The organism is Bradyrhizobium erythrophlei, assembly GCF_900129425.1.
GTDB lineage: Bacteria > Pseudomonadota > Alphaproteobacteria > Rhizobiales > Xanthobacteraceae > Bradyrhizobium > Bradyrhizobium erythrophlei_C.
The window spans coordinates 4442751-4468013 of the sequence record NZ_LT670817.1; the positions used below are offsets into that span (position 1 = coordinate 4442751).

29 protein-coding genes are annotated in these 25263 nt (G+C 62.0%); 15 read left to right on the forward strand and 14 right to left on the reverse strand.

Annotated elements, in window-relative coordinates:
• Nucleotides 1-13 precede the first annotated feature (13 nt).
• On the forward strand, nt 14-1798 hold the full coding sequence (locus B5527_RS21135) for a PQQ-dependent sugar dehydrogenase (RefSeq protein ID WP_079603253.1): 1785 nt from the start codon (nt 14-16) through the stop codon (nt 1796-1798).
• A gap of 169 nt (nt 1799-1967) precedes the next feature.
• Here the strand turns inward: B5527_RS21135 and B5527_RS21140 are convergent, their stop codons facing one another.
• On the reverse strand, nt 1968-2222 hold the full coding sequence (locus tag B5527_RS21140; protein ID WP_079603254.1) for a hypothetical protein: 255 nt from the start codon (nt 2220-2222) through the stop codon (nt 1968-1970).
• An 838-nt stretch (nt 2223-3060) separates the two neighbouring features.
• Here B5527_RS21140 and B5527_RS21150 point away from each other — a divergent pair.
• Both B5527_RS21150 and B5527_RS21155 read left to right on the forward strand, forming a co-directional pair.
• Nucleotides 3061-3669: a hypothetical protein gene (locus tag B5527_RS21150; protein WP_154072424.1), complete on the forward strand. Its 609-nt coding sequence runs from the start codon at nt 3061-3063 to the stop codon at nt 3667-3669.
• Nucleotides 3670-3977: 308 nt separating this feature from the next.
• Complete coding sequence (locus B5527_RS21155; RefSeq protein WP_154072425.1) at nt 3978-4814, forward strand: sialate O-acetylesterase; 837 nt, start codon at nt 3978-3980, stop codon at nt 4812-4814.
• A gap of 702 nt (nt 4815-5516) precedes the next feature.
• Here the strand turns inward: B5527_RS21155 and B5527_RS21160 are convergent.
• Nucleotides 5517-5804, reverse strand: a complete 288-nt coding sequence (locus B5527_RS21160) for a hypothetical protein (protein WP_245332677.1) — start codon at nt 5802-5804, stop codon at nt 5517-5519.
• Between the two features lie 311 nt (nt 5805-6115).
• Here B5527_RS21160 and B5527_RS21165 point away from each other — a divergent pair, with 311 nt between their 5' ends.
• The 5 genes from B5527_RS21165 (at nt 6116) to B5527_RS21200 (ending at nt 11232) form a co-directional block, all read left to right on the forward strand.
• Nucleotides 6116-6373: a hypothetical protein gene (locus B5527_RS21165; RefSeq protein ID WP_079603257.1), complete on the forward strand. Its 258-nt coding sequence runs from the start codon at nt 6116-6118 to the stop codon at nt 6371-6373.
• Nucleotides 6374-6927: 554 nt separating this feature from the next.
• Entirely contained in the window at nt 6928-7176 is a 249-nt protein-coding gene (locus tag B5527_RS21175; protein ID WP_079603259.1) for a hypothetical protein, read from the forward strand.
• 779 nt (nt 7177-7955) lie between these two features.
• Complete coding sequence (locus B5527_RS44305; protein ID WP_154072426.1) at nt 7956-8321, forward strand: hypothetical protein; 366 nt, start codon at nt 7956-7958, stop codon at nt 8319-8321.
• Between the two features lie 354 nt (nt 8322-8675).
• The gene (locus B5527_RS21185; protein ID WP_079603261.1) at nt 8676-9365 is read left to right on the forward strand and encodes a hypothetical protein; all 690 of its coding nucleotides are present in this window, start codon (nt 8676-8678) and stop codon (nt 9363-9365) included.
• A 679-nt stretch (nt 9366-10044) separates the two neighbouring features.
• Nucleotides 10045-11232 (forward strand): MFS transporter, encoded by a 1188-nt coding sequence (locus B5527_RS21200; protein WP_079603264.1) that lies wholly within the window; start codon nt 10045-10047, stop codon nt 11230-11232.
• A gap of 150 nt (nt 11233-11382) precedes the next feature.
• Here B5527_RS21200 and B5527_RS21205 read toward each other — a convergent pair whose 3' ends face one another.
• Nucleotides 11383-11622, reverse strand: a complete 240-nt coding sequence (locus B5527_RS21205) for a hypothetical protein (RefSeq protein ID WP_079603265.1) — start codon at nt 11620-11622, stop codon at nt 11383-11385.
• 158 nt (nt 11623-11780) lie between these two features.
• Nucleotides 11781-12503 carry a hypothetical protein gene (locus tag B5527_RS21210; protein ID WP_079607412.1) on the reverse strand — a complete coding sequence of 241 codons (723 nt, stop codon included), beginning with the start codon at nt 12501-12503 and terminating at the stop codon, nt 11781-11783.
• 423 nt (nt 12504-12926) lie between these two features.
• On the opposite strand from B5527_RS21210, the gene B5527_RS21215 reads away from it, so the two are divergent.
• From B5527_RS21215 to B5527_RS21225, 3 genes are all read left to right on the forward strand, one after another.
• Nucleotides 12927-13517: a formyltransferase family protein gene (locus B5527_RS21215; protein WP_079603266.1), complete on the forward strand. Its 591-nt coding sequence runs from the start codon at nt 12927-12929 to the stop codon at nt 13515-13517.
• A 209-nt stretch (nt 13518-13726) separates the two neighbouring features.
• A complete protein-coding gene (locus B5527_RS46500) occupies nt 13727-14083 on the forward strand; it encodes a hypothetical protein (protein WP_079603267.1) in 357 nt (118 codons plus the stop codon).
• Nucleotides 14028-14591 (forward strand): hypothetical protein, encoded by a 564-nt coding sequence (locus tag B5527_RS21225; protein WP_079603268.1) that lies wholly within the window; start codon nt 14028-14030, stop codon nt 14589-14591. Before B5527_RS46500 ends, B5527_RS21225 begins: the two co-directional genes overlap by 56 nt.
• Nucleotides 14592-14612: 21 nt before the next feature.
• Here the strand turns inward: B5527_RS21225 and B5527_RS21230 are convergent, their stop codons facing one another.
• Both B5527_RS21230 and B5527_RS21235 read right to left on the reverse strand, forming a co-directional pair.
• The gene (locus B5527_RS21230) at nt 14613-14813 is read right to left on the reverse strand and encodes a hypothetical protein (protein WP_079603269.1); all 201 of its coding nucleotides are present in this window, start codon (nt 14811-14813) and stop codon (nt 14613-14615) included.
• Between the two features lie 98 nt (nt 14814-14911).
• Nucleotides 14912-15310, reverse strand: coding sequence for a RidA family protein (locus B5527_RS21235; RefSeq protein WP_079603270.1), 399 nt, complete (start codon nt 15308-15310; stop codon nt 14912-14914).
• Nucleotides 15311-15476: 166 nt separating this feature from the next.
• Between B5527_RS21235 and B5527_RS21240 the strand changes: the two genes are divergently transcribed.
• Together B5527_RS21240 and B5527_RS21245 are read left to right on the forward strand one after the other, a co-directional pair.
• Complete coding sequence (locus tag B5527_RS21240) at nt 15477-16355, forward strand: DMT family transporter (RefSeq protein ID WP_079607413.1); 879 nt, start codon at nt 15477-15479, stop codon at nt 16353-16355.
• Nucleotides 16356-16586: 231 nt separating this feature from the next.
• Nucleotides 16587-18008, forward strand: a complete 1422-nt coding sequence (locus tag B5527_RS21245) for a caspase family protein (RefSeq protein ID WP_079603271.1) — start codon at nt 16587-16589, stop codon at nt 18006-18008.
• A 271-nt stretch (nt 18009-18279) separates the two neighbouring features.
• Here B5527_RS21245 and B5527_RS21250 read toward each other — a convergent pair whose 3' ends face one another.
• Nucleotides 18280-18519: a BrnA antitoxin family protein gene (locus B5527_RS21250; protein ID WP_079603272.1), complete on the reverse strand. Its 240-nt coding sequence runs from the start codon at nt 18517-18519 to the stop codon at nt 18280-18282.
• Nucleotides 18520-18521: 2 nt separating this feature from the next.
• Nucleotides 18522-19499, reverse strand: coding sequence for a cysteine synthase A (gene cysK / locus B5527_RS21255; RefSeq protein WP_079603273.1), 978 nt, complete (start codon nt 19497-19499; stop codon nt 18522-18524).
• 219 nt (nt 19500-19718) lie between these two features.
• On the opposite strand from cysK, the gene B5527_RS21260 reads away from it, so the two are divergent.
• Nucleotides 19719-19931, forward strand: a complete 213-nt coding sequence (locus tag B5527_RS21260) for a hypothetical protein (protein WP_079603274.1) — start codon at nt 19719-19721, stop codon at nt 19929-19931.
• Between the two features lie 7 nt (nt 19932-19938).
• Here B5527_RS21260 and tgt read toward each other — a convergent pair whose 3' ends face one another.
• The 6 genes from tgt to coaD all read right to left on the reverse strand — a co-directional run bounded on the left by tgt (nt 19939) and on the right by coaD (nt 24232).
• On the reverse strand, nt 19939-21072 hold the full coding sequence (gene tgt / locus B5527_RS21265; protein ID WP_079603275.1) for a tRNA guanosine(34) transglycosylase Tgt: 1134 nt from the start codon (nt 21070-21072) through the stop codon (nt 19939-19941).
• On the reverse strand, nt 21069-22151 hold the full coding sequence (queA, locus tag B5527_RS21270; RefSeq protein WP_079603276.1) for a tRNA preQ1(34) S-adenosylmethionine ribosyltransferase-isomerase QueA: 1083 nt from the start codon (nt 22149-22151) through the stop codon (nt 21069-21071). Before queA ends, tgt begins: the two co-directional genes overlap by 4 nt.
• Nucleotides 22152-22267: 116 nt before the next feature.
• The gene (locus tag B5527_RS21275) at nt 22268-22732 is read right to left on the reverse strand and encodes a peptidylprolyl isomerase (RefSeq protein WP_079603277.1); all 465 of its coding nucleotides are present in this window, start codon (nt 22730-22732) and stop codon (nt 22268-22270) included.
• The gene (locus B5527_RS21280) at nt 22708-23112 is read right to left on the reverse strand and encodes a hypothetical protein (protein ID WP_079603278.1); all 405 of its coding nucleotides are present in this window, start codon (nt 23110-23112) and stop codon (nt 22708-22710) included. The genes B5527_RS21275 and B5527_RS21280 overlap by 25 nt, the downstream gene beginning before the upstream one ends.
• Nucleotides 23113-23148: 36 nt before the next feature.
• Entirely contained in the window at nt 23149-23691 is a 543-nt protein-coding gene (locus B5527_RS21285) for a peptidylprolyl isomerase (protein WP_079603279.1), read from the reverse strand.
• 43 nt (nt 23692-23734) lie between these two features.
• Nucleotides 23735-24232, reverse strand: coding sequence for a pantetheine-phosphate adenylyltransferase (gene coaD / locus B5527_RS21290; RefSeq protein WP_079603280.1), 498 nt, complete (start codon nt 24230-24232; stop codon nt 23735-23737).
• Between the two features lie 270 nt (nt 24233-24502).
• Here coaD and B5527_RS21295 point away from each other — a divergent pair, with 270 nt between their 5' ends.
• Nucleotides 24503-24760: a hypothetical protein gene (locus tag B5527_RS21295; RefSeq protein ID WP_079603281.1), complete on the forward strand. Its 258-nt coding sequence runs from the start codon at nt 24503-24505 to the stop codon at nt 24758-24760.
• Nucleotides 24761-25263: the final 503 nt, after the last annotated feature.

Genomic DNA, 25263 nt, shown 5'->3' on the forward strand with positions numbered 1-25263 from the left:
GAGTTTCCAGCTTATGAAATCGCGCCTCACCCATCACGGCCGCAGCGTGGCCATCTCGGCCATGGCCGTCGCCATCGTACTGGTGGCGGAAGCCTCGCCCTGGCCGGCGGCTGCGCCGGCCAAGGCTGCCCCCGCTGCCGCCTGCCCGGGCGGAGACACCGGCATTACGCTGTCCTCCGGCTTCTGTGCGACGGTCTTTGCCGACAATCTGGGGCATGTTCGCCATATGGTGGTCACCGCCGACGGGACCGTCTACGCAAACACCTGGAGCGGCCGCTATTATCACAACGACACTCCGCCATCAGGCGGATTTCTGCTGGCGTTGAAGGATAGCGGGGGAACCGGCCATGCCGACATCGTCAAGCGATTCGGCGAGAGCGTGGCCGACGGTGCCGCCGGGGGCACCGGGATCGCCTTTTACAACCATGCGATCTATGCCGAGGTGAACGACAAGATCGTGCGCTATGCGCTCAGTGCGGGCGAGATCGCGCCGAGTGGAAAGCCCGAAACGATCCTTTCAGGCATGCCGCTCGTCGGCGACCATCCCATGCATCCGTTCGTGATCGACGCCAAGGGGAATCTGTTCGTCGATATGGGCTCGGCGACCAATGCCTGCCAGTCCGAGAACCGTATGCCGAACTCGCCGGGAATTCAGCCCTGCACCGAGTTGGAGACGCGGGCGGGCACCTGGCGCTATGATGCCAACAAGACGGGCCAGACGTTCTCGCCCGCCGGGCGCTTTGCCACCGGTATCCGCAATGGCGAAGGATTTGCGTTCGACGCCGCGGGCCGTTTGTTTGTGACCCAGCACGGGCGCGACCAGCTCTCGCAGAACTGGCCCAAGCTCTACACCGTCGAGCAAGGCGTCGAGCTGCCGGCCGAAGAGATTGTGCAGCTTCGCCAGGGCGGCGATTACGGTTGGCCCGAGTGCTATTACGACCAGAATCAGAAGAAGCTGGTGCTGGCGCCGGAGTATGGCGGAGACGGCGGCAAGACGGCGGGAGTCTGCGCCGAGAAACTGCCGCCCGTCGCGGCATTCCCCGGCCATTGGGCGCCGAACGACCTGCTGATCTACAATGCCACCCAGTTTCCCGAGCCCTATCGCGGCGGAGCGTTCGTCGCCTTCCATGGCTCGTGGAACCGCGCGCCGCTGGCGCAAAGCGGCTATAACGTCGTGTTCCAGCCAATGGCCGAGGGCAAGGCGTCCGGACCCTACATCGTCTTCGCCGACGGCTTTGCCGGCGCCCACAAGGATCCTGGCCGGGCGGCGTTCCGGCCGACCGGATTGGCGATGGGGCCGGACGGCGCACTCTATATATCCGACGACGTGCATGGGCGGATCTGGCGCGTCACCTACCGGGGCGGCGCGATCGCTCAGTTGGAGTCGGCGCCCCAGCCCGCGGTCGCCGCCGCTTCACCCAATTCTCCTCTGCCGCCCGAAGGGATGCATCCGGATGCCGGCCGCCAGACGGCGGCGCTCTCATTGCCGCCCGGCGCCACGCGGGACCAGGTCGCCCTCGGCGATCGCATCTTCCATGGCGAGGCGAGCGACGGGACCTGCAGCGGCTGCCACGGCTCGGATGCCGGTGGCACCTCCGTCGGGCCTCCTCTCAACAACGGCATCTGGGTGCAGAGCGACGGCAGCCTGGCGTCGATCGCCCACATCATTACCGCCGGCGTGACCCATCCCAGAAACTATACCGGGGTCATGCCTCCGAAAGGCGGCGCGCCGCTTTCGGACAGCGATGTCGCCGCCGTTGCCGCTTATGTCTGGGCAATCGGTCACACGGCCAACTGAGGGACAGCCACGACGCGTCTTTTTTCTCGCCGGCCTTTACTCCAGCCTGCTACGCGGCACCTGTTTCGGCGTCGCGCGTGCTCCGCCAAGAGCGGTGACGGAAGTCCCTCTGGAGCAAGCAAAGAGAAACCCGCCGGCGTGAACCGGCGGGCTTGGCGCCCTAAGACTTTCAGCTTCTGGTCGAACCCATTTTTTGGGCGCGGATGTAGTTCCTGCACGCGGCGCGCATGTCACCCTTCGACATGGCGGTATTCGCGCTGCTCAACTCCTTCATCATCGCCCTTTTTCCAGGACTACCCTGCATGGTGTCGGTAGCGGCGATCGACTTCGCGATGTTGTCGCTGGTGCAGGTCATCATCGCGGCTGATGCCGGGCTGATCGCGAGCAAGGCTGTAATCGTTGAGGCAGCAAACAGAATTTTCATTTTGTTTCTCCCTTGGCAGCCGAACGCTGCTCAACAACGATAACCAAGGCCTCCGGAAGCCACAATTCGGTATCATGCGGCTCGCCGCCTTTTGATCGGCGTGCGCGCGATATTCCGGCTAATTCAGGGCAAGACCATTCCGCAGCGCGGCAGTACGAGACGGCCGCACCGAATTAAATTTTCAACTTAACGGTATCGACGGGTTGCGAACGAACCTGCATCAGATGATGCATACGCGTCGGCGATCAACCGTCGGTTATGATCGCGTGTGCGAGGAAGTCCCGGCATGAAAAAGCTTTCCGTTCTTTGCGTCGCCCTTTGCGTTAGCGTTCCGACCACCGCCGCGTTGGCCCGGGGGGGATCGCACCATATGTCCGTGACTGGCGGCGCCTCTGGCGCCAGCGCCGCTGCGCCTGGCACCAATTCTTCGGGTACGGCGCTTTCGTCATCCGGCGACGGCCATGGCCCCATGAAAGGGCCGGCGCTTGGCACCAATCCTGCCACCGATCCTGAAGAAATGAAGGTCGACAAGATGATAGGGTCGATCTGCCGGGGCTGTTGACGACGCGCGGCAGCGCCCTGCTCCCTTTGCTGCGGCGATGCGCAGCGCGGGTTTCCCGTCGGCGTCTTGAAACATTTCGAAACAGGCGCCGGGTTGCTCGAGGCTCATCGGCTGTGATCCAACGTCGACATGGAAAGAATCATCGCCTTGGCCGTCGTCGTCGCCGTTGTTGTGTTCGCTGCGGTCTACACCCTGTCGGCTTTGAGGGGGCGGCGCCGCTGACGGCTGGGCGCATTCAAAACGGGTCAGGCCCCATGGGCGTCAGGACACTTCCTCATGAGACAGATCATCATCAGCACCGCTTTCGCGGCCGCGCTTGTGTTGTCATCGGGTGCAAGGGCACAGACATCGGCTCCGGCCATCGCCGCGCAGCAGCCGGCGTCCGTGATTTCCACGGCGCCGGCTCCGCCTGACGATACAGTTCAGCAGGCCCTTGCGCGCAACGAAATCAGCTACGCCAACGTGTGGGCGGATGACAAAGGGCAGACTCACGTCACGAAATGTGTGCTGAAAGGTCTGCGGTTGCACACCTTCGCACCCCCTGCTGCCCCCTACGTGATGGGCATCGCTCCGGAAGATATCGAAAGCATCGTCTTTTCCGTGCTTCCGGCAGGATGGTTCGGGGACTGGCACCACGCCCCGGGACCGCAATGGGTGATTACGCTTTCCGGGCAGTGGGAAGTCCAGACCACGGACGGAAGCACGCTGCGCCAGGGTCCAGGTGAGTTCCAGTTCAACTCGGATGAATCGGCCTTCGCCGCGGCGCCGGGCGCACATGTCGGGCATACCGCACGGCTGGTGGGATCCGTTCCCAACGTCCGCATGATCATCACCCTCAAGAAGCGGCCGGGACAAAGCTACGCTAACCAGTCCTGCGTTCTGTAACCAGGCGTTCAGTCAGGCGCCCAAGGCAGCTGAAGACAAACACCTCGGAGGCGGCGCGGCCTGCCCGGTTCGATTTGTGCGATCCCAGTGAAGCGCACACGCGCATTCACGATCAGGAGATCGAGATTTCCGAACGTTTCTACCCGGATCCTTCGACGTAATTTTGCACGAGAGTGCCCCGTAATCACCCCTGCGCTGCAGGGGTTCACCACGCAATTCTTTGAAGAAAAGTCCGAGCCGCGCGCGCGGGAGTCGGGCGGTCGTCCATCGACCCGCAACAGGCTTTCCCTGGACCGCTCGAACGTTTGATGAAGGTTGTTCGATTGAGGGCATTTAACTATCTGTTGGCAGTCGCGATTGCCAGCGGGTTACTGTGCGTGGCGATCGTGGCTTTCAGCCGGCCCGTGGCCCGGATGGCGTCAACTCTGCCAGATCGTGTGGAAAGACCCTGCGCCCCGGTCGACGATTCCGCGGCCATTATCGTGGTACTGGGTCAAAGCAATGCAGCCAACTATGGAACGGGCCGCTATGCGGCGACAGAAGCTGTAGACAATTTCGATCCGGAATCTGGAAAATGCTTTTCGGCAGTCGACCCTCTACTTGGCGCTGACGGCAGCGGCTCTTCGTTCGTAACGCGGCTTGGAGATATTCTTGTCCAATCCGGAAAATTCAAACGCGCGATCATCGTGTCGATCGCGATTGGCGGAGCATCCGTGTCGGACCTTGCTTCCACCCATCTCGACAGGGTCGAAAATCTGATCACCAAATTGCATGCACGAGGTCTCACACCAACGCACTTTCTCTTTGAGCAAGGTGAAACCGACGCTTCGCAGGACACCACCGAATCTCAATATTTGACCAGTCTCACGACGCTGGTAAGCAAGTTTCGATCTGCAGGCTATCAGGCTCCGTTTTATGTCGCTCTCGCCACCAAGTGCGATGAGTTGCATCCAAAAAACAGGCTCGCAATCCGACGCGCCCAAGCCGCTGCAGTCGATGCAAATCCAAATAATATCAGGCGTGGCCCCGACATCGACATGATCGGCAACGACGGGCGCACTCACGGCAATTGCCACATGAATGAAGTCGGGACGCTTGCACAGGCTGCTCTGTGGGCGGCGTTCATTAGCCACCCTGTGAATTAGGAAATAGGTTCGCGTGCGCGGCATGTCTGCATCGCCGTTCTTGGTGATACTTCGGCCGCTACTTGAGCAATATGTATAACCACTCGAACAACCCTGAATATGGTCAATTCAAGCCCTTGCCGGCATGGCGACCCGGTCGATCACGCCTTCGGTAACGCCCGTCGCGAACTTCATCTGCCTTTTGGGCAAAATAAATGGTAGCTTGCGAGCACTTCGGCGAAACTCGATACAACATACTGGTGGAACAAGCGTTCCGGTTTTCTGGTTTGAGGTAGAATCGGGAGAATGCCATGGATCGACCAACGCGCTGCGCGAAATGCGGTAAACAAACGGTCGCCGTTATCACCATCTCCGGCCGCACCGACTTCCAATGTATAAGTTGTGACGACCCCGCAGCGAAATGGGCTGAAAGTCCACTCACAGCCCCTCCGGCGCCAACCGCACCGGAACGCGCTAAACGCACTCCGCAAGCCTCGGGCTGAAAGTTGCCACACGACTTGCAGTGGTTTTGCTAGACCGAGCAGCGCGTCAACGTCCGCTGGAGCCTTTCCGAGCGAGGGCGAGCGCACGCCGATCATGAAGCGCCGGGGCATGCCGCCGCAAGGATTGCCTGCAATCCGCGACTACGCGTACTAGCGCAGCCCTAGGGTGGCGTTGCGGATTCATCGCCCTCGTTCGGGTGATGAAACCCAAAGGCGACTATCAGCCTTCGTGAGAGCCGCGGCTGGCGTTGTCCAGCCAGTCCCGGGTCTGTTGGTCGGTCCAGCCAGGAATTGCGAAGTTCGTCGTCGGGGCGGTAACAGGTTGGCTGGGACGGACGGTAACACGCCGATGCGCGCGCGCCGGCGATTTGAAGCGATGCACCGTCGCGGCGTCGGCGGAAGCACACAAAGTGATCAATAGGCCCAAGGCCAAAACAGATCGCATCGCATTGTTCCAGTCGGTATCGCGCAAGGGTTGCCCGTTGATGATGTGCGCGCGGGCGGCCATGGCGCCAAGCTGTAGCGGCTTCACAATCGGTCAAATCTGCGGAATGATGTGCGCTGCCCTACCTTCAAGTGCGTTAGCGGCCGCCCGCGCGACCGAACGGTTGGTTACATCGACACTCGGAATGATTGGGGCGAGGTGATCGATTTCAACAAAGGCATTTGCTGAAATTATCGGCTGGAACGGACCAAACGCGGGTCGCGGCCACGGAGTGTCCGGGTTGCGCGATCCAGATCAGGTCGCCCGGAATGTGCACGATGAGGCGAGGTTGAAATCTCTGAAGCGGGGGCCGAAAAGCTAAAGGAGCAGGTAAGTTGGCCGTCAACAAGATCACCTGGGCGCAAGTTGGACGCGTGACCGAGCCAGGCCGATACATGTTCAAATTTGGCTGGCTGACGATTACCGCGGACGATCTTGCCGTTTGGGCGCAATACCCGAGTGCCGCGTTCGCCGTCTACAGTACGGCGGCGAAGACGCCATCGGGAGACGAAATTGAAGACGATGCGGGAGAGGAATTTCGCCTGGGCTCGTTCGAGATACGAAGCGAACCAAGTTTGGAAAGCGAGAAATAATTGCGTTCAGGCGAACTTTTTGTTTGCCCGCTCTGGCAGCAAGCTCGGAAACTGCGTCACGGTCGGGTGACGAACCGTTCCAGGGAGTCCGCCAACCGAGGCGCCCCCTTATTCGAAGCTCGTTCCGATTGAACCGTTAGGCGATAGGCTACGGATGTCGACCCGTCGAGAACTTCCAGGACGTGATCGCAAAGTCGACAACGGAACTCGCCCGCAGTCCCCTTTTGAGAAAACAGCTGGAGGCGGCGATAGCCAGCATTGCATCTCGGGCAAATGACGTCGGATTTCTGCATTTTTCTCTTAGTTTCCGCCGGTCAATCCCGGCGAGAACCCCCAAACTGAGAAGAGCCTGCACCACCAATTTTGGCCGTTTCCACTTGGTCGTTCCATTAAAATCTTCTTTAAGAAGTTCGTCGAACCGCAGAATCAAGACCACGTCGACCGCGTCATTGCGCAAGGCGCATAGCTGCTGCTCTGAACCAGATTTTAGTGGCAAAGTTGGACGCGCGTTCCGATTTTTCTCCTAATTCCAACTAACAAACCAGGAGACCAAGATGAAATTCGCACTGATTGGCGCTGCCGCAGTTGCCGCGGCAGCTTTCGCAACTCCTGCGATGGCGCAGGCCGTCAGCTCAAACCCCGGCTATTGTGTCCCGTTCTACCAGAACGCAAATTGCCAAAATTTGGGACCGGGCAATCCATACCCTGATGGCGAGTACTATCACAACGACGCGATGGCGATGCAGACGGTCGATAACAACAATGCGTACCGCTATCATGGCGGCCCGAAAGACAACGATTGACGTTTGATGTTCGCAAGCGTGGACCCGCCGGGGCGTGACCCCGGCGGCCCTCGCCTCTCCTCGTCCGGATATCCACCGTCCGTATTTTCCGTCGGCGTCATGCAACCGTACCGGGTCCGTTCGCCGGTCCAACCGGAGACCGCGTAGCCCTTCTGGCGGACGGCAACACGTCGGCTCCGGCGCAAGTGGATCACGCGCGGTATCGGGTGATGTACCGTCGCGGCGTTGGCAGAAACACAAAAAGCCAGCAGGCCTGCAGCCAAAACAGCGATGGTCTGACTGCCCTCTCCGCGCTCAACCGGGAACGCCCCGAACTTACCTGCCGGTAAGCACGGTCTGCGGCGCGACCAGATGAGTAGGCGGTTCCGACGGAGTCATGATCGCGCCGGCCCGTGACACAACTGCGGACGTGATGATGCCGTCCCCGCGACCCAGCGAATCGTTTTTGAGGTCAGACCACAGGCAAAATCCGCCGATCGCCGCTACAATGGCGGCGATTATCACCGGGACTAACTCTCGACGCTCGTCTTCAGAAGGCATTCGTCTAACTCTTTATCGATTCCAGGGCACCTCTTTACCGGAATTGGTTTCGAAACAGTTAACGTCTCTGCCGGGCGTCCCCGCCTCCACGAGGCGGGCACCGAATTCGCCTTCCATCTGTGTCTTGAAACACTTCGAAACATACGCCGGGTTGATCGAGGGGCCCCGGCTGTGATCCAACGTCCGGATGAACGTGTGGCTTATGCTTCGCCGCCGACCCTACTGGTTCGAAAATGGTTTTGGCGAGTGTGCACCGCGGTTCCGACGAAACCGTTTCCCCAGTCCGCGAAGTCGATCTGAAACAAATCACGGCTACCATTGGCCTGGAACAGGCAATGGAGTGCGACCATGTTGGCCTTCATCCTCAACTCAATCTATCGCGCGTTTCTGAGAAGTTCGCTGCCCGCGATGCGCAAACATCATCTCGCTGGCTGAAGCTCGATATCATGCGACATCAAAAGATTGCCGTGCCGTACATTTTAGCGGCGATAGGAATTGCCGTCGCCATCTGGGCGACGATGGGAGCGCCGCCGCGGAGTCATCCGAAGTCCACGACGCGTCAATTTGCCGGGCCTCCATCATTCGCGCACCGCTCTGACAGGTAGCTCAGAGAAAAAGCCGGCGAACGAACGCCGATTGTGAGGTATTGCATCGGCGCCGACGTTGTACACGATCGGGCAATCGAGCTTTCCGAAGATCCCTGCTGAGATCATTTGACGTAATTTTCGCGTGATTGCCGCGGGATCGCCCTGTCCCCACAGGATTCACGACGCATTTTTCCGGCAATGGTTTCGGGCCTCACTGCAGAGGCGCATTGCTTTGGGCGGCGCTAACGAACCGGCCGGCTAAGGTGAAGTCGTCACCGCCGTCAGGCCGCAACTAGCGCTGGCATCGCCAGGAAGTGTCGCCCGGAAGCGTCGGCAGGTGGAACGGAACAGCGCCTGCTTCATTAATCCGTGATGAACATATCCTGGAGCGATCTCAATAACGTGCAGGAGGCCGGGGACTATCCGTTCCGCGACGGCACGATCACCGTCACGTTTGCTGAGGTTGCAATTTGGAAAAAGAATCCGGGCGCTCACTTCCAGTTGATGCGCAAACATCCAATTCAGGGCGCATTCCGCTATGCACTGGGAAAGCAAATCGAAGGAAACCTGGCTCCAGCCGACGCTGAGCTCATTTACGAAAGCAGCAACGGCGATACGTGGTGTCTGACCCGAGACCCCTTAACGGGTGCGCGGGCCGTGATGCACCGTCCAAACCCACAATCGGGTGGCCAGGTGTCGTACATCGAAATCGACAAATTCCTCTCGGAAGGTGTGAACGGACCCGAACACCAGGCCCTGAGGCGTTTGATGGAAAAAGGCGCCCGCATGACCACCGTCCTTATCGCCTACGATATTCACCCTCAAGAAGGTGAAGCATATGACGATCTGACCAAGGCGATACAATCCCTGGGAGGCTGGTGGCATCACCTCGAAACAACCTGGATTGTGAAATGCGCTCGCACGCCTGATCAGATACGGGACCAGCTCAAGTCGCATATAGGATGCGAGGATCAGTTGCTTGTCATTGAAATATCAGGCGACGTGGCGGGATGGGCCGGGATCAATGACACCGGGAGCAAGTGGCTGAAGGACAATATCTGAATGTTCGACAAACAAACATTTTTCTGCCGGCGCGGGATTTTTCGCGATCGTCGTTCACCACGCTAATGTGTTCAGTCCGGGCGCGAACGCGCCGGACTATTGCGCGCAGTTTTTCACAAAATCCTTGCGCTCGGGACCGACGATTTTTTGATCGATCGCCTGCTTCAGACAATCGAGACGGGCCTGAGCGAGGCACAATTGCATCTGGTCCCTGCGGGCCTGGCCCGTTAATGCCTGGGTCGCCTCTCGGCAGGCCATCCGTTTTCCACTGGGAACTGGGGCTGCCGGGGCGGTGGTGGATTGGACGGCGGGCGCGGTTGTTGATTGCGCAAACGAGGCCGCGGTCCATGAGACCAATACTACGGCAATGATCGCGCTATTCAGTCGTCGCATCGCATGACCCCGGTTCAGAGTGTCATTTTTAGTAGTAGTTCGCTGAACACGCCATGAATATCCCCTGTGCCGCGACAGGCCGCGCGACTGCCCAAGGCCGGGATCATCGACATGGTGGCCGCGGGAACGGTAAGGTCCGAACCTCGAATCTCATCGAACATATCCAATGCATCATGCTGCCGGATGTGGCCCTTACACTGCGCAGCAAATTGGTGGTTCTTTTGTGAGTGATACGAGATCTGTCCCCGTCGCAGCATCGCTATCCACGAAGCGGTCCTTTGCGGCGATGCGCCATCAGGGCTTCCGCGCCCAGTTCTCCACCTTCGTGATAGCCATGATGGCGGACAATATCGAGCACGTCATCAGTTACTGGATGGTGTACCAGAAATTCCACTCGCCGGCGCTGGCGGGTTTCGCCATCGTGTCGCACTGGCTGCCGTTCCTGATGTTTTCGGTCGCCTCCGGCGCGCTCGCCGACCGTTTCGACCCGCGCCGGATCATCCAGATCGGCATGGCGCTGTTCATCACGGCGTCGCTGAGCTGGAGCTATTTCTTCGTCACCGGCACCCTGCAGATGTGGCAGGCGATGGTGATCCTGGTGATTCACGGCTGCGCCGGCGTGCTGTGGCAGACACCGAACCAGATGCTGCTCTACGACATCGTCGGCCCGTCGGATCTCGAGAGCGCGGTGCGGCTCAACGCGATGGCGCGCTATCTCGCTGTGCTGGTCGGCCCGGCGGTGGGCGGCGCCATCCTGCTTGCGCTCGGGCCGGCGCACGGCATCATGCTCAACACCCTGTTCTACCTGCCGCTGGTGCTGTGGCTGGTGAACGCGCCCTACGGTCCGCGCTTCCGCGCCGGCGCGCCCGCCCCGCGCCGCGCCGTCCGCGGCTTCGGCGACATCGTGCAGACGATGCGCGACATCAAGGGCCATTCCGTGATCGTCTCGATGACGCTGCTCGCGGGCGCTGCGTCGTTCTTTGTCGGCAACGCCTATAGTTCGCAAATGCCGGGTTTCGCAAACGATCTCGGCCATGGCGATCCCGGGGTGTCCTACAGCCTGCTGCTGGCGGCCGACGCCGCCGGCGGATTGCTGGCCGGCATCCTGCTCGAAGGCCGGGGCTTGCTGCCGCCGCGGCCACGCACTGCGATCGTGCTCGCGATGCTGTGGTGCGCCGCGCTGGCGATCTTCTCGCTGGCGAAAAGCTATCCGCTCGCGCTCGGCTTCCTGTTCGCCGCGGGATTTTTGGAATTGTCCTTCAACGCCATGGCCCAGAGCCTGGTCCAACTGGATGCTCCGCCCGACAAGCGCGGACGCGTGATCGGCCTGTTCAACATGTCGAGCCTCGGCTTGCGCGCCTTCAGCGGCATTTCCGTTGGCCTGCTCGGCAGCCTGATCGGCGTGCACTGGTCGCTCGCGCTGTCGGCTCTCGCCACCCTGGCGATCGCCGGTGGACTGCTGGCGCTGCCGTGAAGATTGGAGCTTCAAGTTGTCAATAAAATGCCGGGACGCGGCGCCGGCCGACCTGCGCGAGCGTCGCCCGGCGTTTTCCCGGACTATCCTGCTCCTGTCGCGCGCTACCGAACGAGGCTTTCACCTGAACGGGACGGCCGCCAAAACTTATCATCGGCGCCGGGCGAAGGCAGCCCCCAGCAGAAACGCGACCAACAATGAGCCGAGGGGCGCCTCACGCACAATGTTGCTGAGAATGCTGAGCGGCATCCCTGGTCTTCGGCCCATATCGATCGCGTCGCTGACGCGATGGACCGTTTCGTTCACGGCTTCCGCAATCGCCGATTTGGGCTCCGGGGCGGGATCCAGGCCCTCGTAAATGAAGGGCTGTGGTGGTGCGTCGTCGCTCATGGCCAAGATCTCCTGTCGACTGCACCAAATCGACCAGAGCGTGAATCGTTCCCGGCGCGAAATCAGCCGGGACAACTCTCAGCAGATCGTCAGAGATCGCGGATCTTGCCCGCAGACCGAGCGGCCTCCGGCAAGGCCGCCCGGCGGGACGCGCCGATTCAATAACAACTGCGCGGATCGACCGGAACGTATTGTCCCGATGGATAGCGATAGTAGCAGTTGCCCTGCGCCAGATAATAACCAGGCCGCTGCGCGGCCTGAGCGCCGACGATCGCACCCGTGGCTCCGCCGGCGACCGCGCCCGCAATCGCGCCGCCCGGCCGACCGGTCAGGAGACCGCCAAGTAACCCGCCGACGACGGCGCCGCCGACCGCGCTGGCGGCCGGATCCGGCGGCGGAGGGGGTGGCGGCGGTGCATAGGCCGCAGGCGGCGGCACGTAACCCGGAGGCGGTGGCGCGTAACCCTCGGCGCCGGGCGGTCCGACTGGAACGCCGTCGTCGTCCATTGCCTCGACGTCCGACACATAGGCGGGCGGGCCTTCCATCTGCTGCGGATAGAAATACCAGACGCCGCCGACATCCCACCACCAGCCGTTGCGTCCGTTGTGGAACTCATGGCGCCAGTGTCCACCCTCCCAGGCGAGGCGGCCGTGATAGGCGTGTCCGCCGAAACTGCGCGCGGGAAAACCGCCGTGGGCGAAATGCGCGTCATGCGGACCCCGGCCCGCCATCGGCCCCGGGCGTCCGGGACCCGGATGCGCCCCATGGGCCTCCGGCCTGCCTTCGGGGCCTCTTGGTTCCTGGGCATGCGCCGAGAGCGCCAACACGCTCACGATCGATACCAGCGGAAAAACGATCCCACAGCGTCTGGATCTGTTCATGCTCATCCCCCTTGCCATCCCGCGTCTGCGGAAAACATGTTGGAACCGCGCTGCCCCGACACGGCGTAGGCAGACGGCGTCAGCGATATTGCTGACGGGATTCACGCATTTTGTCTTGTTAAAAATATGTAAGATCGCGGCGCTTTTAGCCCGATTTCTCCCGTATTCGTTTCTCCTTGTTGCCGGGCCGGATCGGCCCAAGCCGGGGTTTTTGCGCGTCCGGAACGACCGCCAAATCCGCTTCTGGGCTCTCCGCTGGTGGCCGGCGATCTGCGCCGCCGTCCCTGGGACGGCGTTGAAAACATGTGGATCAAGCCAGCCGGACGTGATTAGACCCTCGCACTTTCCGCTCTCCGTGGCATTCAAGGCGGCGGCACGGGCGCGCGATCCCCAAGGACCCCCTGCAAAGACGGAAGAACTATCATGCGGATCACCCTCGTCGGCTCCCGCCATTTTGGCGCGACCACCCTGAACATGCTGCGCCAGCATGGCGTCGACATCGTCAGGGTGGTGGTTGCCGATGCCGACGACCGGCTCGCCGCCGCAGCCCGTGCCGCTGGTATCGAGGTCACGGTGCAGGCGGATCCCAAGCGGGTCGCGGCGTCCGAGATCGCCGAGGGCACCGATTTGGTCGTCACAGCCCATAGCCACGCCCGCGTCAGCAAGGGGGCGCTGGCCGCGGCAAAACTCGGTGGCATCGGCTATCACCCATCGCTGCTGCCGCGGCACCGCGGCATCGCGGCGGTGGAATGGACCATCCGCGAAGGCGATCCGATCGCCGGCGGTACCGTGTACCATCTGGCCGACCGTATGGACGCCGGCGCGATCGCAGCCCAGGAATGGGTTTTCGTCAAAAAGGGCGAAACCGCCCGGGAGCTGTGGGAACGCGCGCTGGCGCCGCTCGGCCAAAAACTGCTCGGTGAAGTGATTGACTACGCGAAAACCCACAACGCCCTGCCGGCCAAGCCGCAGGACGAGCAATTCGCGACCAATGCGCCACGGCTTCCGGAGTAAGAATATACCGGCCTCGCACGGCGCATTTTAGGCCGGAAGGACCCGGCGCAAGCGATTCGTGCGCCAAATCACGTTCCGCCCCGCGGAACCAAAGTTCAGGTCAAATGTTCGATCAATAGGGAACATTTGGCGTTGCCGCGACGCAGCAAACTTTAGACACATTGTCCCTTAATAAGCCGCGACACCGCACCACATCGGGGACCTGATTCATGCGCCACAATCGCATTCGCACTATCGTTTGCTCCGTGCTCGCCGCCGGAGCCGCCCTCGCCGCCGCGCCCGCCACCGCCCAGACCCCTTATGACGGGCTGTGGAATGTCACCGTGGTGACAAAAACCGGCACCTGCGAGCCGTCAAGCCGCTCGACGCTCACCGTCGCGGACGGTAAGGTTTCGGCGCCTGGCGCCGACGTGACTGGCAGCATTGGACGCGAAGGTCTTGTGCGTGTCTCAATCCGTGGTGCATATGCGAATGGTCAACTCAGTGGCAACGCCGGATCGGGGAAATGGAATGGGGCATCAGCGGGCATACCGTGCAGCGGCCGATGGGAAGCATCACGGCAATAAACCAGGCCGAACGGCCGAAACCCTCGTGTCTGTCAGACGGCTGACATTCGGGGCCCTTACCCTGCTCGCGGCGTCCGTGTCCGGTTCCGCAAGCCATGCGCAATCGGCGCCATTCGCCGGCATGGCAGGCAACTGGTCCGGCGCAGGCACCGTCCAGCTCGACGATGGCTCGACCGAGCGAATTCGCTGCCGCGCGACCTATGCCGTCGGTGGTGGCGGGGAAGGTCTCAATCAGAACCTTACGTGCGCCAGCGACAGCTACAAATTCAATCTCAGCAGCAATGTCGTCGCGCAGCGCGGCGCGCTTTCCGGGACCTGGAGCGAAAGCAGCCGCGGCATCAACGGCAACCTCGAAGGCCGGGTCGGCGGCGGTGTTTTTCAGGTGATCGCCAACGCGCCCGGATTCACGGCGAACCTGACGTTGACGACCCGCGGCAACAAACAGTCCGTCGTGATCAAGGCCGAGACCGGATTCAGGGGCGCCAACATCACGCTGTCGCGCTATTGACCGCCGGCCGCCGGCTCCGAGTTAACTCGACTTGGGCCCGGCGAGCCGCGCCGCCGTATCGTTCATGGTCTTTGCGATCAGCAGTGCCTGTTCCTTGCTGAGTGCAAAGTCCTGAACGCCTTTGTGGGTGGTCAGCGACAGCACCATGATTTCGGGCTGGTTCTCCGGCCAGCCGGTGGCGAAGGCGGTCACAAAGTCCGCGGCTGTGGATCGTTTCGTCATCGGCAGGCATCCTTTTGAAATTCGGGTTGTGGTTACCGGCAACAATCGATGCCGGCGGCGCACTGCCGCCGCGCATGGCATCCTCGCCGAGGCCGTCCTTAAGCGCCCGGCACGAACGCGGTGACCTCGATTTCGACTTTCGCACGCTCATCGACCAGGCCTGCGATGTAAAGCAGTGTCGAGGGTGGGAAGTTTCGCCCGAGCGTCTCGCGCCAGGCCGCGCCGATGGCGGCGCCCGCGGCCTGGTATTCCCCGCGGCTGGTCAAATACCAGGTGAGGCGAACGATGTGCTCGGGGCCGGCCCCGCCCTCCGCCAGCAGCTTGATGATCCTCCGCAGCGCCACGCCGACCTGCCCGGCCATGTCGGATTGATATTCGCCCTTGTCGTCGCCGCCGGTCTGGCCGGCAAGCACGATCCACCGGCCGGGACCATCGACCGCGACGCCATGCGAAAACCCGCGAGGTTTTGACCATTCGGCCGGTTGCAAGATCAGCATGGGCAGGTTCTCCGCGAAAACGAGCCGATCCCTTAGCACCGAAATCAAGACGGCGCAGCACTACGCCGGCATATTTGCGCGTTGCAAATCCGCACGAGGTCGCCGATACCCGCCGTCCCACCACCTCCCGCTGCGTTTTCCGCGGCATGCATGGCACAAGCCGCTGATGGACCGAACACCTTCCAAACCCAGGGCCGCGCTGTGGATGGCGGGCTGGCTTGCCCAGATGCTGATCGTGGCGGTCGCCGGCCGCGAGACCACGCGCGAACTGAACGTGTTTCAGATCATGGAGGTGCGCTCGATCATCGGCTTCCTCATGCTGTACCCGTTGATCCACATGCATGGCGGGTTCGCGGCGATGAAGACGTCGCGGCCGCTGCAGCATATCGGGCGCAATCTCGTGCACTATGCAGCCCAGCTCGGCTGGTTCTTCGCGCTGACCCTGATTCCGCTGGGCCAGGTGGTGTCGATCGAATTCACCATGCCGATCTGGACCGCCATCCTCGCCGCCAGCTTTCTCGGCGAGCGCATGACGGTGTGGAAGATTTCGGCGATCGTGCTCGGTGTGGTCGGCGTCATCATCATCGTCCGGCCGGCGACCGGCGAGATCAATCCGGGTCAGCTGATCGCACTCGGCGCCGCCGTCGGATTCGGCATTTCCATCGCCATGATGAAATCCCTGACCCGTACGGAAAATGCCGTCGCGATTATTTTCTGGATGCTGGTAATCCAGGGCGCGGCCGGATTTTTCCCGGCTCTCTACGTCTGGATATGGCCCACGACGCATGCCTGGGGCTGGATGGTCGTGATCGCCTTCTGCGGCACATTTTCCCACTACTGCATGGCGCGCGCGATGCTCCATGCCGATGCGACGGTGGTGCTGCCGATGGATTTCCTGCGGGTTCCGCTGACGGCCACGGCCGGCTGGCTGATTTACTCGGAACAGCTGGATGTGTTCACGGTACTGGGCGCCATGCTGATCCTCGCCGGCAATCTGTTGAACCTGAGAGCGCCGGGTCCAGCTCCCGCGCGCGCCGGAACCTGACGGCTCGACTCCGCCGGTCGCGGCCGCTATCCCGATTTTCCGACGCATCGCCCCGAATTGTGATCCAAGTCACGCAAACTCTGGCGCCGATTCAATATCGTCAAGCGTGCCGGATAACGCCGCCACGATTTGGGCAACATCCCGATTTTTGTGGCGCGAAGTATGGTTTTTTCGTGTAATCTGTTCCCAGAAATTGCGAAGAATTCACTCGATTCTGCCAGGGGATTTCAGATGCGCTACTTTACCGTCGTTCTCTCCCTGATCTGCATGGTTTTCACCGCCAACGCGGCCAGGGCCGACCGGCGTGTCGCCTTTGTCGTCGGCAACGGCGCCTACAAAAATGTAGCCCAGCTTCCGAACCCGCCTGTCGATGCCAAGGCGATGGCGGCGGTGCTTCGCAACGTCGGCTTCGAAGTTGTCGAAGGCACCAATCTCACCCGCGACCAGATGACCGACCGGCTGCTCGAATTCGGCAAGAAGGCGCAAGGCGCCGACGTCGCGGTGTTTTTCTACGCCGGCCACGGCATCGCCATCAGCGGCACCAACTATTTGCTGCCGGTCGATGCCGACATCAAATCGGAAATGGACGTCAAGCTCGGCGCCGCGATCAATATCGACCTGACGCTCGACCAGACCATGAGCGACGCCAAGGTCAAGCTGGTGTTCCTCGACGCCTGCCGTGACAATCCCTTTGCCGCGAAGATCAAGTCGAATGCCGCCACCCGCAGCGTCTCGGTGCAAACCGGCCTGGCGGAAATGAAATCCGGCGAAGGCACCCTGATCGCATTCGCGACCGGTCCCGGGCAGACCGCGCTGGATGGCCAGGAAGGCACCAACAGTCCGTTTACCCGTGCGCTGATCGCCCACATCACGACGCCCGGCGTCGAGATCCAGCAGGCGATGACGGAGGTCCGTGCCCAGGTCAATGAAGAGACCAACAAGGGTCAATTGCCTTGGGGACACACCAACCTGATCGGCGCGGTTTATCTCAATCCGGCGCCGGCTCCGACGCCTGCCGCCAACAACGCTGGCGCGCCGGCATCTTCCGCACCGGCCGCCGTTGCCTCGACGTCCGGCAATTCGGACGTCGAACTCGAGTTCTGGCGCTCGGTCAAGGAGTCGAACAAGCCGGAAGAACTCAACGCGTACCTGACCAACTATCCCAACGGTCAGTTCAAGTCGCTGGCGCTGGCCCGGATCGCCGCGCTCGAGAACGGTCCGTCGACCACGACCCGCAATCTGACCACCGGCGTCGATCCCGCGACGTTCACCGAGCAAGCCGATCAGACGTCGGAAGACCAGATCGGCCTCGACAGGGGGCAGCGCCGCGACGTGCAGCGACGGCTGAACGGGCTTGGTTTCGACAACAAGGTGACGGGCAAATTCGACGAGCAGACGCGCGCCGTGATCACGCGCTGGCAAGCCGCCCGCGGCTATCCCAAGTCCGGCTTCCTCAACAAGCTGCAGCACAAGGCGCTGCTGGCCGAAATCGTTTCAGCGACGCAAACGAGTTCCAGTGACGACTCCGACGACAAGCCGGCCCGCCGCCATAGTGGCGGGGGCGGCGGCGGCCGGCATTATCGCGGCGGCGGTGGCGGCATCGGTGGCCCCGCCGGCTTCATCGGCGGCGTGATGGGCGGGTTGTTTCGCTAAGCTTCCCAAAGCACGCGGCTTCGGTCTGATATGCAGCAAAAAGCCCGGGTTGATCCCGGGCTTTTCTTTTTGGGTCCTGCGCGGTTCCTAAGTATGACTCTGCGCAGACGGGCCGAAGGCGCTCCGCTTAACTGGCCCTATTGTTTACCAAAGAAATACTTGTGATCAGCCCGGTGGCCGAAGCCGGGCTTTTCGATTCAGTGGCCTGTTTTTAAATCTGCGAGTGGCCTAATTCGGCCAGCACCCTTCCGTTATTGGGGCGCACCCTGCACTACTTCCCCGCCGCCTTGCGCAGCGCGTCATTGATCCGGTCCTGCCAGCCGGGTCCGCCCTCCTGGAAGTGTTCGAGGACGTCCTGATCGATCCGCAGTGAAACCAGTTCCTTCACGCTTGGAAGCGCGGTTCTCTTCGCCGGCAATTCCGGAACCTTTGTCGTGGTCTTCTTGAACGCGGCCTCGGCCTCGGTGCGCGCATCGTTGAGGGTACGTGGCCGTCTTGGCTGATCGGCCATGGTCAGATTCCCTCGAACAGCGGCGTCGACAGATAGCGCTCGGAGAACGACGGCACGACGGCCAGAATGGTCTTGCCCGCGCTTTCCGGACGCTTGCCGATGGCAAGCGCGGCGGCGATCGCGGCGCCCGAGGAAATGCCACCGGGAATGCCTTCATGCCGCGCGAGTGCGCGCGCCGTTTCGATCGCGGTCGCACTGTTGATCCTGACGATCTCGTCGATCACGGAACGATCGAGGATCTCCGGAATGAAACCTGCGCCAATGCCCTGGATCTTGTGCGGAGAATGCTGCCCGCCCGAGAGTACCGGACTTTCCTCCGGCTCCACCGCGACCACGCGCAGCGACGGCTTGCGCGGCTTCAGCACTTGTCCGACGCCGGTGATGGTGCCGCCGGTGCCGACGCCGGCGACGAAGTAATCGATGTTGCCGCCGGTATCGTTCCAGATTTCCTCCGCCGTGGTGCGGCGGTGAATTTCGGGATTGGCGAGGTTCTTGAACTGCTGCGGCATGACGGCGTTGGGTGTGGTGCGCACCAGTTCCTCCGCCGTGGCGATCGACCCCTTCATGCCCTGGGCGGCCGGCGTCAGAACGATTTCAGCTCCGAGGAACGCCAGCATTTTGCGCCGCTCGATCGACATCGATTCCGGCATCACCAGCTTCAGCCGGTAGCCCCGCGAGGCGGCGACGAAAGCCAGCGCGATGCCGGTATTGCCCGACGTTGGCTCGATCAGCACGGTATCGGCATTGATCACGCCCGCTTTTTCCATCGCGATGACCATCGCCGCACCAATGCGGTCCTTCACGCTCGCCGCCGGATTGAAATATTCCAGCTTGGCGAGAATGGTGGCGTGTGCGCCGTGCTGTTTGGGCAAATTGCGCAAGCGCACGATCGGGGTGTCGCCGATCGCATCGACGATGCTGTCGAAAACTCGACCCCGGCCGGGACGGTGCACTGCACTCGCGGGTGATGGCGCGTCCATGACAAACTCCTGTGCCAACAAATGTGCGTGAATTTAGTGGGCCTCTTTCATTAAAGGTTGCTTGTGCCCGGGTGCAAGTGAGAATCTGCGCGCAAACAATTCGCTGCATTGCAAAAGCTTTATGCGGCTAAATAACGTAAAACCAACGCATTTGTGTTGCGACATCGTCAAAGAACTCGGTGTATGTTGGGTGCATGCTAAGATCGCAAGGAGGTCACGATGGCAGCAGCTGCTGAAGTCATGTCGACCGTCGCGTATCCCGATCCCCGCGGCTGCGATCTGCCGACCTGCCCGGTTTGCGCCGATTCAATGGTGGCAGCGGAAGCTTCCGCTTACGTCGCCGATAATGTCGTCAGTTATCTCTGGACCTGCGACACCTGCGGCTACGGTTTCGTGACCAAGCATTCGCTGCGGCGATTTGCCTGCAACTGAACTGCGTTTAGCGCGGCGCGATATCACCCTTCGCCCATTCGGCGCGCGTTCGGTCGCGAAAGCTTTCGAAGGTTCCCGCTGAAATCGCCTCCCTGATGTCGTGCATCAGGCGCTGGTAATAGGCGATGTTGATTTCCGACAGCAGCATCGCCCCCAGCGTCTCGCCCGACTTCACGAGGTGGTGAAGGTAGGCGCGTGCGCAATCGCGTGTGGACGGCCACAGGCTCTCGTCATCGAGCGGCCGCGGATCGTTGGCGTGGCGGGCGTTGCGCAGGTTGATCTGGCCAAAGCGGGTGAACGCCACCCCGTGACGGCCGTTGCGGGTCGGCATCACGCAGTCGAACATGTCGACGCCGCGCGCGACTGCTTCCAGAATGTCCTCGGGCGTGCCGACGCCCATCAAATATCTCGGCCGATCCTGCGGCAGGATCGGCGCCACCTCGTCGATCATCGCCAGCATCACCGATTGCGGCTCGCCGACCGCGAGGCCCCCGATCGCGTAGCCGTGAAAACCGATCTCGACCAGGCCGCGCGCGCTGACCTGGCGGAGTTCGGCGATGTCGCCGCCCTGCGCGATGCCGAACAGCATGTATCCGGCGGGCGCGGTCTCGAACGCGCGCTTGCTGCGTTCGGCCCAGCGCAGGGAAAGTTGCATCGCCCGCTCGATATCGTTCCGCTCCGCCGGCAGCCGCACGCATTCATCGAGCTGCATGGCGATATCGGAACCAAGCAGCCGCTGCACCTCGATCGCCCGTTCAGGCGACAGCTCGACGCTGAGGCCGTCGATGTGCGAACGAAACGTCACCGCGCGCTCGCCGACCTTGCGCAGCTGCGCCAGCGACATCACCTGGAAGCCTCCGGAGTCGGTCAGCATCGGGCCGTTCCAGCCGGTAAAGGTCTGCAAGCCCCCGAGGGCGGCGATGCGCTCGGCCCCCGGCCGCAGCATCAGATGATAGGTGTTGCCGAGCACGATATCGCTGCGGGCATCGCGCACCTCGCGCCAATGCATGCCTTTCATGGCGCCTGAAGTGCCGACCGGCATGAAGGCAGGCGTTCGCACCACGCCGTGTGGCGTCGTCAGTTGCCCTGCGCGCGCCTTGCCGTCGGTTGCGAGCAATTCAAAATGATTGGCTGATGTCATCCGGTGGACTTATCACGAAACAGCAGGCAGGCGTCGCCATAGGAATAGAACCGGTAGCCGCTCTCGATGGCGTGGGCATAGGCGCGTTGCATGGTGTCGAGACCGCTGAAGGCCGATACCAGCATGAACAGCGTCGAGCGCGGCAGGTGAAAATTGGTCAGGAAAATATCGACCGCGCGAAAACGATAGCCCGGCGTGATGAAGATCGCGGTCTCCCCGGCGAACGGCTCGATCGTGCCGTCCTCCGCCGTGGCGCTTTCCAGAAGCCGCAGCGAGGTGCTGCCGACCGCGACGATGCGCCCGCCCGCGGCCCGTGCGGCATTCAGCGCGTCGGCGGTATCGCGGCTGATGGCCCCCCATTCGGAATGCATCCTGTGTCCGGCGGTGTCCTCAACCTTGACCGGCAGGAAGGTCCCTGCCCCGACATGCAGCGTTACCCTGTGAATCCCGATCCCGCGCGCGTGCAACGCCGCTTCCAGCATCGGCGTAAAATGCAATCCCGCGGTCGGGGCCGCGACGGCGCCGTCGTTGGCGGCGAACATGGTCTGGTAGTCGGCGGCATCGCGCGCGTCGGTCACGCGTTTGGAGGCGATGTATGGCGGCAGCGGAGGACTGCCGAGATCGGCGATCGCCTGATCCAGCGCCGGCCCGTGAAATGAAAATGACAGCGTGATCTCGCCGTCGTCGCCCTTGTGCTCGACCTCTGCATCGAGATGGCCGAGCAGACAGACCCTGCCCTCATTGCCGAACCGAACCACGTCGCCCTGCGACAGCTTCTTTGCCGGCCTGACCAGCGCCTGCCAGCGCGAGCCATCGAGCCGCTTGATCAGCGTCGCCTCGATCTTCGGTTCGGTATCGCGGCCGATGCGGCGGCCCTTGAGCTGGGCTGCGATCACCCTGGTATCGTTCACCACCAGCTGATCGCCGGGCTCGAGCCATTGCGGCAGATCAACCACCACGCGGTCGCGCAAGACCGCATCGGGCTGCACGATCAGCATCCGCGCGGCATCGCGCGGGCTCGCCGGGCGCAGCGCGATGCTGGCGGCGGGAAGTTCGAAGTCGAACAGGTCGGTGCGCATGGCGCAATGCGCTCCAGCATTGTCTCAACACGTCATTCCGGGGCGCGCACTAGCGCGAACCCGGAATCTCGAGATTCCGGGTTCATGCTTCGCATGCCCCGGAATGACCGAATGCTTCAGGCCGCGTCGGCGGCCATATGCGCCTTGATGATCTTGTCCGGGTCCTTCACCGGCTCGCCGCGCTTGATCTTGTCGACGTTCTCCATGCCTTCGGTCACCTTGCCCCACACCGTGTACTGGTTGTTGAGGAAGGACGCATCGTCGAAGCAGATGAAGAACTGGCTGTCGCCGGAATCCGGGCTGGCCGCGCGCGCCATCGAGGTGGTGCCGCGGACATGCGGTTCCTTGTTGAACTCGGCCTTGAGCTTCTTGCCGGAGCCGCCGGTGCCGGTGCCCTGCGGGCACCCGGTCTGCGCCATGAAGCCCTCGATCACGCGATGGAACACGATGCCGTCATAAAATCCCTCGCGCACCAGTTCCTTGATCCGCGCGACGTGGCCGGGGGCAAGATCGGGGCGCATCTCGATGGTGACGGGTCCCTGGGTGGTTTCGAGGATCAAAGTGTTTTCGGTATCAGCCATGCTCTTTTCTCTACAGGTTGGGGTGGAGGTTTCCGATTGTGAAATTGGATGGCGAACGGCCGGCCGGCGATGGCGCCGGCCATCCCTTCGGTAAATGGCATCGGCGTGCAGCGTTGCAACGCCTCCATCACGGCAACGCGGTACTCCAACCGGTCGTTGTCGGTAGCCTGTTCCGATTCATAGGTGATCCTCGGGTGGCCAAGAATCTGCCCGGCGCGGTTGAAACTCACGATCACCGTGATGTCGATCGGGTTGGCGCGCGATGCCGGCGGCGGTTTCCAGCAGGTCCTCAGCTTCGCAAACACGTCGCGGATGTTATCGACCTGCGCCGGTTGGGCCTGCACGCACGTCGATGACATCAGCAGCAGCGCCGCTGCCATTCCTGTCCACGATTTGCGATCCGCCGCCACGGCGGCTTATTTGATGTCGGATGCGACTTGCACCTTCACCATCTTGTCGGGGTCGACGACCGGCTCGCCGCGCTTGATCTTATCGACCACGTCCATGCCCGACACGACCTCGCCCACCACGGTATATTTACCGTTCAGCGACGAACCGTCGGCGAACATGATGAAGAACTGCGAATTGGCGGAGTTGGGATCGGAGGTGCGCGCCATGCCGACGATTCCGCGCTTGTACGGCACGTTGGAGAACTCCGCGGTCAGGTTGGGATATTTCGAGCCGCCGGTGCCGTTGAAATTCTGACCGTCGCCGGTCTGCGCCATGAAGCCGTCGATGACGCGGTGGAACGGCACGTTGTTGTAGTAGCCGTCGCGTGCCAGCTGCTTGATCCGCTCGGCGTGCTTGGGCGCAAGGTCGGGCCGCAGCTTGATCACGATGCGGCCCTTGGTGGTGTCGATCACAATCGCATTCTGCTTGTCGAGATTGGCGGGAAGCGGCTGCGCGATCGCGGGGGCCGCGCAAATCAGCGCGGCGATAACGGCTAGAATTCGGATCATGGAAACTCCGGATGAGATGAGGTGAAAGCTGGCTAGTATCTCACTAGCCCGGAAATTTGGTTTTGAGGCTGGCCGCGACCTGTTGCGGCACGAACGCCGACACGTCGCCGCCCATGGCCGCGATTTGACGCACCAGTGTGGCGGTGATCGGGCGGACCGCCACCGAGGCCGGCACGAACACCGTATGCACGTCGGGCGCCATGGTTTCGTTCATGCCCGATATCTGCATCTCGTAGTCGAGGTCGGTGCCATCGCGCAGGCCGCGGATCATGATGGTCGCGCCGGCCTTCTGCGCCGCCGTGACGGTGAGATTGTCGTAAGTCGTGCAGTCGAAGGCGCAGCCGGCGGCGGCGGCAACCGGAGCGAAAACCTCCTCGACCATTTCCAGCCGCTCCTCGATCGAAAACATCGGCTTTTTACCGGGGTGAACCCCGATGGCGACGATCAGCCGGTCACACAGCCTGACGGCTTGCCTGACCACGTCGAGATGGCCATTGGTGACGGGGTCGAATGAGCCGGGATACAGTGCGATGCGGGACATAAACCCGTCTACCCCGCCCCGGTCGGCCCCGCAAGCCGGGCTGGTTCCAGCTACGGCCGACATTTTATTTCACCTCGGCCACTGAACCACTTGCCGCCCCGCCGCGTCTCCTCAGCAAGCCGACTATGTTTCGTCCCGGACGGGCGACGAAACAAATCTCGGGCGGGACGAAACCATTTTCTGCGCTGGCGAAGACATCCGGAAATGGGTGCCGGGTATCAGTTAACCAACGACACAACGGGCCGCAAAGGCCCATGACAGGGGACCGTCATGATCAAAGCTCTCTCAGCGATCGCTATTGCTGCGTTCGCCGCCGCCGCATTGACCGTTCTTCCCGGCTTTGCCCCGCAGGTCGAAGCCAGCGTGCCGCAGGCCCTCGCCAAGGCCGACCGGCTGGACATCCACCCAGTGGGGCGGGACTGCTCGCAGCAGGCCTGGCCGAATTTCGAAGCTGCCTGCCTGCGGGTCGCCGGCTCCAAGACCATGATCCGGGAAGCCCGGCTGGTCACCGCCGACCGCACGCCGTAGAGCGCCCGGCACTTCCAACCCATCGCGATCCTTACTATAATACCTTTCAGTAACTTCCTTTTTGCTCTGCTTCGAGGTCCTCGGGATGCCCCCCGAGGACCTCTTGATTCCAGCGGCGCAAACCGTGGTGGCGTGGAAGCGGATATTTGATCGGGTTACTCAATCACCTCATACGCGGTGGCAAGCAGCGACGGCGAGCCTGACCTTCCGGGTCGGTTGGCAGATAGCCCGCGGGCAGCAAGCGGACGCGCCGTATTTTATCCGACTGCAGCGCGCGCGCCGCCAACGACCACGCCGCCGAGCACGGATATAAATTCGCGCCTTCCGACATCGGTTGCCATTTGGACATCACCGATTGTGGATCACGGCCGGCGCGACACCAAAGCGCACGTTCGCCGACGCTTCTTCACGGCGCTGGGGCACCGAAATCTAAAATGCAATTTAATGGTGTCGACGGTTTGCCAACCTACCTCGGAGTCACGCAAGGAGCCGATGACATGAGT

Bases quoted from the DNA above. Each gene is read 5' to 3' on its own strand.
- B5527_RS21140 (WP_079603254.1), bottom strand. From the start codon at position 2,222: ATGAAAATTCTGTTTGCTGCCTCAACGATTACAGCCTTGCTCGCGATC.
- B5527_RS21275 (WP_079603277.1), bottom strand. From the start codon at position 22,732: ATGGCTGATACCGAAAACACTTTGATCCTCGAAACCACCCAGGGACCC.
- queA (WP_079603276.1), bottom strand. From the start codon at position 22,151: ATGCGCACCGACCTGTTCGACTTCGAACTTCCCGCCGCCAGCATCGCG.
- tgt (WP_079603275.1), bottom strand. From the start codon at position 21,072: ATGACATCAGCCAATCATTTTGAATTGCTCGCAACCGACGGCAAGGCG.
- B5527_RS21235 (WP_079603270.1), bottom strand. From the start codon at position 15,310: ATGCTGATCTTGCAACCGGCCGAATGGTCAAAACCTCGCGGGTTTTCG.
- B5527_RS21230 (WP_079603269.1), bottom strand. From the start codon at position 14,813: ATGACGAAACGATCCACAGCCGCGGACTTTGTGACCGCCTTCGCCACC.
- B5527_RS21295 (WP_079603281.1), top strand. From the start codon at position 24,503: ATGATCAAAGCTCTCTCAGCGATCGCTATTGCTGCGTTCGCCGCCGCC.
- B5527_RS21155 (WP_154072425.1), top strand. From the start codon at position 3,978: ATGAAGGTTGTTCGATTGAGGGCATTTAACTATCTGTTGGCAGTCGCG.
- B5527_RS21250 (WP_079603272.1), bottom strand. From the start codon at position 18,519: ATGGCCGATCAGCCAAGACGGCCACGTACCCTCAACGATGCGCGCACC.
- B5527_RS21225 (WP_079603268.1), top strand. From the start codon at position 14,028: ATGGGGCATCAGCGGGCATACCGTGCAGCGGCCGATGGGAAGCATCAC.
- B5527_RS21135 (WP_079603253.1), top strand. From the start codon at position 14: ATGAAATCGCGCCTCACCCATCACGGCCGCAGCGTGGCCATCTCGGCC.
- B5527_RS21215 (WP_079603266.1), top strand. From the start codon at position 12,927: ATGCGGATCACCCTCGTCGGCTCCCGCCATTTTGGCGCGACCACCCTG.
- B5527_RS21285 (WP_079603279.1), bottom strand. From the start codon at position 23,691: ATGATCCGAATTCTAGCCGTTATCGCCGCGCTGATTTGCGCGGCCCCC.
- B5527_RS21160 (WP_245332677.1), bottom strand. From the start codon at position 5,804: ATGGCCGCCCGCGCGCACATCATCAACGGGCAACCCTTGCGCGATACC.
- B5527_RS21210 (WP_079607412.1), bottom strand. From the start codon at position 12,503: ATGAACAGATCCAGACGCTGTGGGATCGTTTTTCCGCTGGTATCGATC.
- B5527_RS46500 (WP_079603267.1), top strand. From the start codon at position 13,727: ATGCGCCACAATCGCATTCGCACTATCGTTTGCTCCGTGCTCGCCGCC.
- B5527_RS21245 (WP_079603271.1), top strand. From the start codon at position 16,587: ATGCGCTACTTTACCGTCGTTCTCTCCCTGATCTGCATGGTTTTCACC.
- B5527_RS21205 (WP_079603265.1), bottom strand. From the start codon at position 11,622: ATGAGCGACGACGCACCACCACAGCCCTTCATTTACGAGGGCCTGGAT.
- coaD (WP_079603280.1), bottom strand. From the start codon at position 24,232: ATGTCCCGCATCGCACTGTATCCCGGCTCATTCGACCCCGTCACCAAT.
- B5527_RS21280 (WP_079603278.1), bottom strand. From the start codon at position 23,112: ATGGCAGCGGCGCTGCTGCTGATGTCATCGACGTGCGTGCAGGCCCAA.
- B5527_RS21185 (WP_079603261.1), top strand. From the start codon at position 8,676: ATGAACATATCCTGGAGCGATCTCAATAACGTGCAGGAGGCCGGGGAC.
- B5527_RS21200 (WP_079603264.1), top strand. From the start codon at position 10,045: ATGCGCCATCAGGGCTTCCGCGCCCAGTTCTCCACCTTCGTGATAGCC.
- B5527_RS21175 (WP_079603259.1), top strand. From the start codon at position 6,928: ATGAAATTCGCACTGATTGGCGCTGCCGCAGTTGCCGCGGCAGCTTTC.
- B5527_RS21240 (WP_079607413.1), top strand. From the start codon at position 15,477: ATGGACCGAACACCTTCCAAACCCAGGGCCGCGCTGTGGATGGCGGGC.
- B5527_RS21150 (WP_154072424.1), top strand. From the start codon at position 3,061: ATGAGACAGATCATCATCAGCACCGCTTTCGCGGCCGCGCTTGTGTTG.
- cysK (WP_079603273.1), bottom strand. From the start codon at position 19,499: ATGGACGCGCCATCACCCGCGAGTGCAGTGCACCGTCCCGGCCGGGGT.
- B5527_RS21260 (WP_079603274.1), top strand. From the start codon at position 19,719: ATGGCAGCAGCTGCTGAAGTCATGTCGACCGTCGCGTATCCCGATCCC.